The following is a 6258-nucleotide window of genomic DNA, read 5'->3' as shown; positions in this document are numbered from 1 at the left end:
CCCCCCAATGCATCGGGGGGATTAAGGGGGGTAATTCGACTTGTGTGTACACCGTAGGCAGAAACGGGGGGAATTATTTTGTGATCGAACTTAACTAGATACTGAATTAGCCGCCTCGGAAACCTTCTCGGCTGGTGGAAAGCCACCCATACGAATCTCAGAAGTGAAGGAAGTAATACTAAATCCACCAAAACTCTTGAGGACATTTACCCGCATTCGTAAATTGGGGCTAGCAAACCACAGGCGTTCCTCTGAGAAGATGGTTTCATCCTCTGTAGTTAGGATTAAAGCACCATCACTGTCAAATTTATAGCGGGCAGGAACTGGAGTTTTATTGGCATCAACTATTTCTCGGAGTAAACTGCCTTGGGCCGGATTATCTGCATCAGGTACCGAAACTAACACAGTTGAACCGGTGTGTTTTGCTTGATCCTTATCCATTGTGCCGTTCCAGGTAATTTTGGTAGCACAGGAAGCAGAACTAGGATTAATGTTGTAATTTTGACACCGCTTGATAACTTCTGGATGATCTAATGCCAGCGCCTCAATGATGATATCTGACTTGCTATGTTCCGATTGGTTAAAAGCCAAATGTTGACTAGTACGATGAGAAAACCATTTACCAGTACTTAACTGAAAAAACTCTTCAATATTCATGAATGAAATTACCCTGCATCAAAATGCTAAAATTCCCACTTAATTATGATTAAAAGGTAACAGGAGGCTTTAATATTAAGCTTGATTGCCTATTTCCTCAAGCTTCTTGAGGCCAATTCTGGCTGCCTCAGCAACGTTGAAATGATTGTCTTTTTCCAGGTATTTTAAAGCTGAGACACTCTTGGGAGTGGGAAGATTTCCCAAGGCTTCTGCCAAACGCTGCCTGACTAACCAATCATCTGATTGGGCGAAACGCAGAATTTTATCTACAGACTCGATATCTTTAATCTCTCCCAGTGCAGAGATTGCAGCTTGTTGCAACACTACTTCTTTGCTATCCAATGCCTGAAGAAGAACTTGACGGGCACGAGGATCTTTAATATTACCTAAAGAAACAGCTGCACTAAAACGTACTAGCCAATCAGTATCTTCATAAAATGCCCTTGAAAGCACCTCAAAGGCTCTGGCATCACCCAAATATCCTAAAGCACCAGCGGCATCAGCACGCATACCATAATCGGGGTCATTTTCGAGAATTTTTACCAAAATAGAATAACATTCTGGCGTTGGCTTGATTCCCAGAGCAAATATTGCCATCGATCGCAGTTGCAAAGATTCGTCGTCTAGTACCTTTTTAATCAAAGGTACTGCATCCTCAGCCGCAACGTGACGCAGATTAGCAAGGGCTACCATGCGATCGCGTAAATTCGGACTTTCTAACTGAGTAGAAATTTCTTGTAAGCTTAGAGCTGCCATTTAGTTCAAAGCGTTTTCTTTACTTATCTTAATTTACCCGATCTGTTCATCAGGCTGTCACCATCGTGAAGTAGGAGTTTGGCGACTTTACAAAATGGCTCAATTATGAATAAAGAATAAACAAATATTACTTACGTGAGAATATATATTGAATTTAGCAGTAATTAAGGAATAATCGATCATCTTCAAAGCTTCAGTAGCCAGTTTTTTGTTAAATGTAGATGTAGGGCGATCGCACCTTATCGCCAAAAATCGCACTTTTCTTTCAAACATAGCTTTGTGTCCACCCTCTTACGCTAAAGTTGCATAAGAACGTGCATCTAAAGCCAGGAGGAAAGAGTTGTGAAAGCAGTCTTGATGACAGCAGCTGGCAGTCCCGAAGTTCTGCAAGTACAGGATGTGCCAAACCCTGGTGTTCCTGTAGGGAATACTGAACTTTTAGTGCGTTTGGTGGCGGCTGGCATTAACCCCATTGACACTAAACTTCGTAGTCGAGGCACTTTCTACCCCGATCGCACGCCGACAATTTTAGGATGTGATGGTGCAGGTATTGTTGAAGCAGTGGGTGCTGGAGTTCAGCGTTTTCGCGCAGGTGATGAAGTATATTTTTGCTATGGTGGCTTGGGCGCACACCAAGGGAATTACGCTGAATACACCGTTGTAGATGAACGGTTTGTCGCACGTAAACCCGCCTCTATCTCCTTTGCCGAAGCAGCAGCAGCGCCTTTAGTATTAATCACCGCCTGGGAAGCGTTATATGAACGGGGACGATTAGAACCTGGGGAACGGGTTTTGATTCATGCCGGTGCTGGTGGTGTTGGCCATGTAGCAATCCAATTGGCGAAACTCAAAGGTGCTACTGTTTCCACCACAGTGGGTTCTGAGGAAAAAGCTAATTTCGTCAAAGAACTTGGTGCAGATAATGTCATTTTTTACAAACAAACAGACTTTGTGCAAGCGGTATTAGATTGGACTGGTGGCGAAGGCGTAGACTTAGCTTTTGATACCGTAGGTGGCGAAACCTTTCACAAAACCTTCCCCGCAGTGCGAGTCTATGGCGATATTGTGACCATTCTTGAACCAGATGCCAATACTGTTTGGAAAACTGCGAGAATTCGCAACCTCCGCATCGGTTTAGAATTAATGCTGACACCAGCCTTGCTAGGATTACAAGATAGTCTCCACCATCATGCAGAAATTCTCGAACAATCTGCCACCTGGATCGATGAAGGCAAATTAAAAATCCATGTGAGTCACAAATTTCCCTTAAAAGAAGCAGCTAAAGCCCACCAACTGATTGAAAATGGTTCTGTGGCAGGTAAAATTGTTCTGCTAATTAGCGACGAATTTGCATAATTTATCTTTTAAACGTAGAGGCACGCAGAGGTTAAACGCAAAGCTACACAGAGGAGTTTCTCTGCGTACCTTTGCGCTTCCCTTTGCGTTCCTCTGCGTTTTATTTCTCCTCTTCCTCCCCCTACCAGCTTCGGCAGCACAAACACAACCAGAACGCACACCCTTAACCCTAGAATTATTACAAGAACGACTACGCACGCCCACACTCCGCGAAGGAAATTTGACTGTCGATTTGCAAAAAATGGCGATCGATTTACGCCCAGAAAACGCCAACTTTCGTGATGCTTTTTACCAATTATTGCGAAAAGAACTAGGTACAAAACCTTTAGGTTTAGACCTCAGCTATGCTTTGATTCTGGGGGATTTTGTCGGCAGCGATTTAGGTTTAAGAACACCATTGTATGCAAAAGCCATTGCACCCATTTTCACCCCTACCGAACAAGAAAAACTAGAACGTTTGCGCTTCGTTTGTCTAGAGTCACTCGCAATCGCTTTACCCAACTCCAAAGATTGTCGATCGCTTCTGGGAACAGAATCAACTCCATACAGTGAAATTGCCGTCTTTCGTGGTGTCTTAACACTGGTGCAAACTCGCTTCAACGGCGAAGTGAAGTTCTCCAATACATTTTTCCTTCAGTCTGTTGATGCCCAAGGTGCAACTTTTCTCCAACCCACTAACTGGACTGAAACCAGATTTGCTCGTCCCGTTAGTTTCACCAGCGCTAACTTCCAGCAACCAAGCAATTTTCAGGGCAGTATATTTTTTGACAAAGCTAACTTTAAAAAAATTAAATTTCAGGAACTCGCTGATTTTCAAGGCAGTTTCTTTGAGAAGACCGTTAACTTCAACCAAGCAATTTTTAAACAGTTGGCTAAATTCAGTAGTGTGCAATGGCAAGGGAATGCTGATTTTTCTGATGTGTACTTTGCCAATCAAGCCCAGTTTACTAAAGCCGATTTTAATCAGTTTTTCCTTTTAACAGAAGCGACTTTTGAGCAAGCTGTAAGCTTCCGAGAAACTGAGTTTAACCAATTAGTAAATTTGCAAGGTGCAAATATTCTTAATCAAGCAGATTTTAGCGATGCGAGGTTTTCTAAAGAGGCTTGTTTAAGCGTACCCGGTTTAACTTTTAACTCTAACAAAGCGAAAATTTTAGGTAATCCCGGTGAGATTGGTCAGATGTTCTGCATCCCAACATTGCAAGGTAATCAAAACATCTTGCGGAATTTGGGGCAAAATTTCCGTCAGCAACAGCAAGTTGCCGATGCTAATGAACTGGAATACACAAAACAACGACTGCGATTAATCGAGTTTGGCCATCGTTTGACGGCTATAAATATTAATAGTGCAACTGTTGCAAGTTTGATGAATCTGGGTTTTTCTGCAACTCAAGCCCAAGCGATCGCCCAGCGTCGTCTGGTAAAATCCTTTCGCAACAGTAGTGAGTTACTCACCATTGCAGACATCGATTTAGAAAAATATACCCAACTAAGCGATCGCTTAATTGTTGGCGAAACCCTTTCTATAGTTGGGTGGTTGCTGCAAGCTTGGAGTTGGTTGGCGTTGAGTGTACTGCTGTTGTTGAGTGGCTATGGGACAAATTTTTGGTTAGTGTTTGGTGTGGGAGGATTAGCGATCGCTTATTTCGGTCTACTCTTTTGGCTAGTAGATCGCTATCGTCGGCTGCATCCCGTACCAATTATTCCCACATCCTACGAAACCATTTCGATATTAGTCAGTTTTAGCGTTTTAGTATTCTTCAGCTTACTAGCAATCTTTCGCAATGCTGAACAACCTTGGCTGACATTGGGGTGTATGTTAATAATTATTGTCCCCGTCCCAATGGCTTTATTGATCCGACTTTACAAACAAGGTCGTTATCACGACTTAATGGACGTTTCTTATTTCACAGAAGACGGCACATTTCGCCAGTTACGATTATTGATTGGACGTTTACCAGTGATACCAAGGAATCAGACATTTCGGGAACGATATATGCCTCTGTTATGCGATCGCCGTTGGAACTGGCTCAACTACTATGATTTTAGTCTCAACAATCTAGTTAAATTAGGATTTAACGACATTCGCCTGCGAGACGAACACCTACCTGGCATCGTCTCTGCACTTGCTTGGTATCAATGGAGTTTGGGTTTAATTTACATCACGCTAGTTTTGTGGACACTTTCCCGCACAATTCCGGGATTAAATTTGCTGATCTATCTGAAATAATTCCTGTACCTGAAGCTTTTTTTACTACACTTCGTAGTGGTGTTAAGCAAGTAGGCACGATAAAACTAAGGTATGTTGAGTTTTATAAAAACCTTGAAACCATTCACTTATAGTCTCTTTCCTAACCTTATACTTTGTTGCATTGGTTTATTTTTTATCACCGATTTAACTTAATATAAGGCAACGTATTGCAGTGTGTTAGAAACCGTGCTATTTATTGTTATCAGTCTGGTGGTATTACATCGGCTAAAAGTGATAGAAGCCCGGTTAAACGCAAATTAATTAAGTATCTAAAAATTTGGCAAACTTATCAAAAGATTGTTCATTGCAATATAATCTTTAAGCCAAATTTAGTTTTATTATACAAATATCTCAGTTAATTTTTGAAATCATTGTCTAAAAATATCTACAATTTTGATAAATATATCAAAATATTTTTCATTGTTATTCAAAATTAAATCATATAGATTGTAAGTGTAAGTAGCATTGATTAAAAATCGATTATCTCCACTTAAGAAAGATAATCAAATAATCTAATAGCTACTAACTAGCTTTGCTAACAAAAAGACAACAAATAAAGTCACAAAACAGACTTAATCTTTGTCTATTTTATGTTGCGATGCTAGCAAGATTTTTATCAAAACAATAAGAGGATTAATTCTAATGGCAGATAATTCAAATAATAGTGGTAGCGGTAAGCCCTCTACTAGTGGGAAAAATCCGCTTGAACAATCACCCTGGGGTCGCTTGAAAGAAGTTCTCCCTGACAAAGACCTCACCAAGCTATTTAGTAATGTTGGTCAAGGAGAAGGTGGCGGTAGCCCTATTGGTGGCGGTGCTGCTCCCGGTGGCGGTGGCAGTAATTTACCCTATGGTGGTAATCCTTTCGCTGGCGACAACTTCTGGAATATCTTTGCAGGGGGTGTCAACCCATCCGCAGGCGGTGGTAGGCCATCCACAGGCGGTGGTAGCACATCCGCAGGTGGTGGGAACTCATCCGCAGGTGGTGGAAACCCATTCGCAGGTGGTGGGAACTCATCCGCAGGCGGTGGAAACTCATCTGCAGGCGGTGGAAACCCATTCGCAGGTGGTGGGAACTCATCCGCAGGTGGTGGAAACCCATTCGCAGGCGGTGGGAACTCATCCGCAGGTGGTAGAAACCCATTCGCAGGCGGTGGGAACTCATCCGCAGGTGGTGGGAACCCATCCGCAGGTGGTGGAAACCCATTCGCAGGCGGTGGGAACTCATCCGCAGGTGG

General features: G+C 42.5%; 4 protein-coding genes and 1 pseudogene. 3 read left to right on the top strand and 2 right to left on the bottom strand.

What is annotated here, in order from left to right; translation table 11 throughout:
• Window positions 1–90 precede the first annotated feature (90 nt).
• Together RMY27_RS13295 and RMY27_RS13290 are read right to left on the bottom strand one after the other, a co-directional pair.
• Complete coding sequence (locus RMY27_RS13295) at window positions 91–657, bottom strand: phycobiliprotein lyase (RefSeq protein ID WP_322663852.1); 567 nt, start codon at window positions 655–657, stop codon at window positions 91–93.
• 75 nt (window positions 658–732) lie between these two features.
• On the bottom strand, window positions 733–1413 hold the full coding sequence (locus RMY27_RS13290; RefSeq protein WP_322663850.1) for a HEAT repeat domain-containing protein: 681 nt from the start codon (window positions 1411–1413) through the stop codon (window positions 733–735).
• 342 nt (window positions 1414–1755) lie between these two features.
• Between RMY27_RS13290 and RMY27_RS13285 the strand changes: the two genes are divergently transcribed.
• From RMY27_RS13285 to RMY27_RS13275, 3 genes and pseudogenes are all read left to right on the top strand, one after another.
• A complete protein-coding gene (locus RMY27_RS13285; protein WP_322663848.1) occupies window positions 1756–2769 on the top strand; it encodes a zinc-dependent alcohol dehydrogenase family protein in 1014 nt (337 codons plus the stop codon).
• Window positions 2762–4999, top strand: a complete 2238-nt coding sequence (locus tag RMY27_RS13280; protein ID WP_322663847.1) for a pentapeptide repeat-containing protein — start codon at window positions 2762–2764, stop codon at window positions 4997–4999. The genes RMY27_RS13285 and RMY27_RS13280 overlap by 8 nt, the downstream gene beginning before the upstream one ends.
• Before the next feature lie 663 nt (window positions 5000–5662).
• Window positions 5663–6258, top strand: a pseudogene (locus tag RMY27_RS13275) (hypothetical protein); the annotation flags it as partial.

The sequence above is a fragment of the Nostoc sp. DedQUE09 genome, assembly GCF_034530915.1.
Taxonomy (GTDB): domain Bacteria; phylum Cyanobacteriota; class Cyanobacteriia; order Cyanobacteriales; family Nostocaceae; genus Nostoc.
Note: the sequence above shows the minus strand (reverse complement) of the source record. Positions and strands in the feature narration are given on the sequence as shown.

Excerpts from the sequence above, each read along its gene's own strand:
- RMY27_RS13295 (WP_322663852.1), bottom strand. The coding sequence starts at position 657 with ATGAATATTGAAGAGTTTTTTCAGTTAAGTACTGGTAAATGGTTTTCT.
- RMY27_RS13290 (WP_322663850.1), bottom strand. The coding sequence starts at position 1,413 with ATGGCAGCTCTAAGCTTACAAGAAATTTCTACTCAGTTAGAAAGTCCG.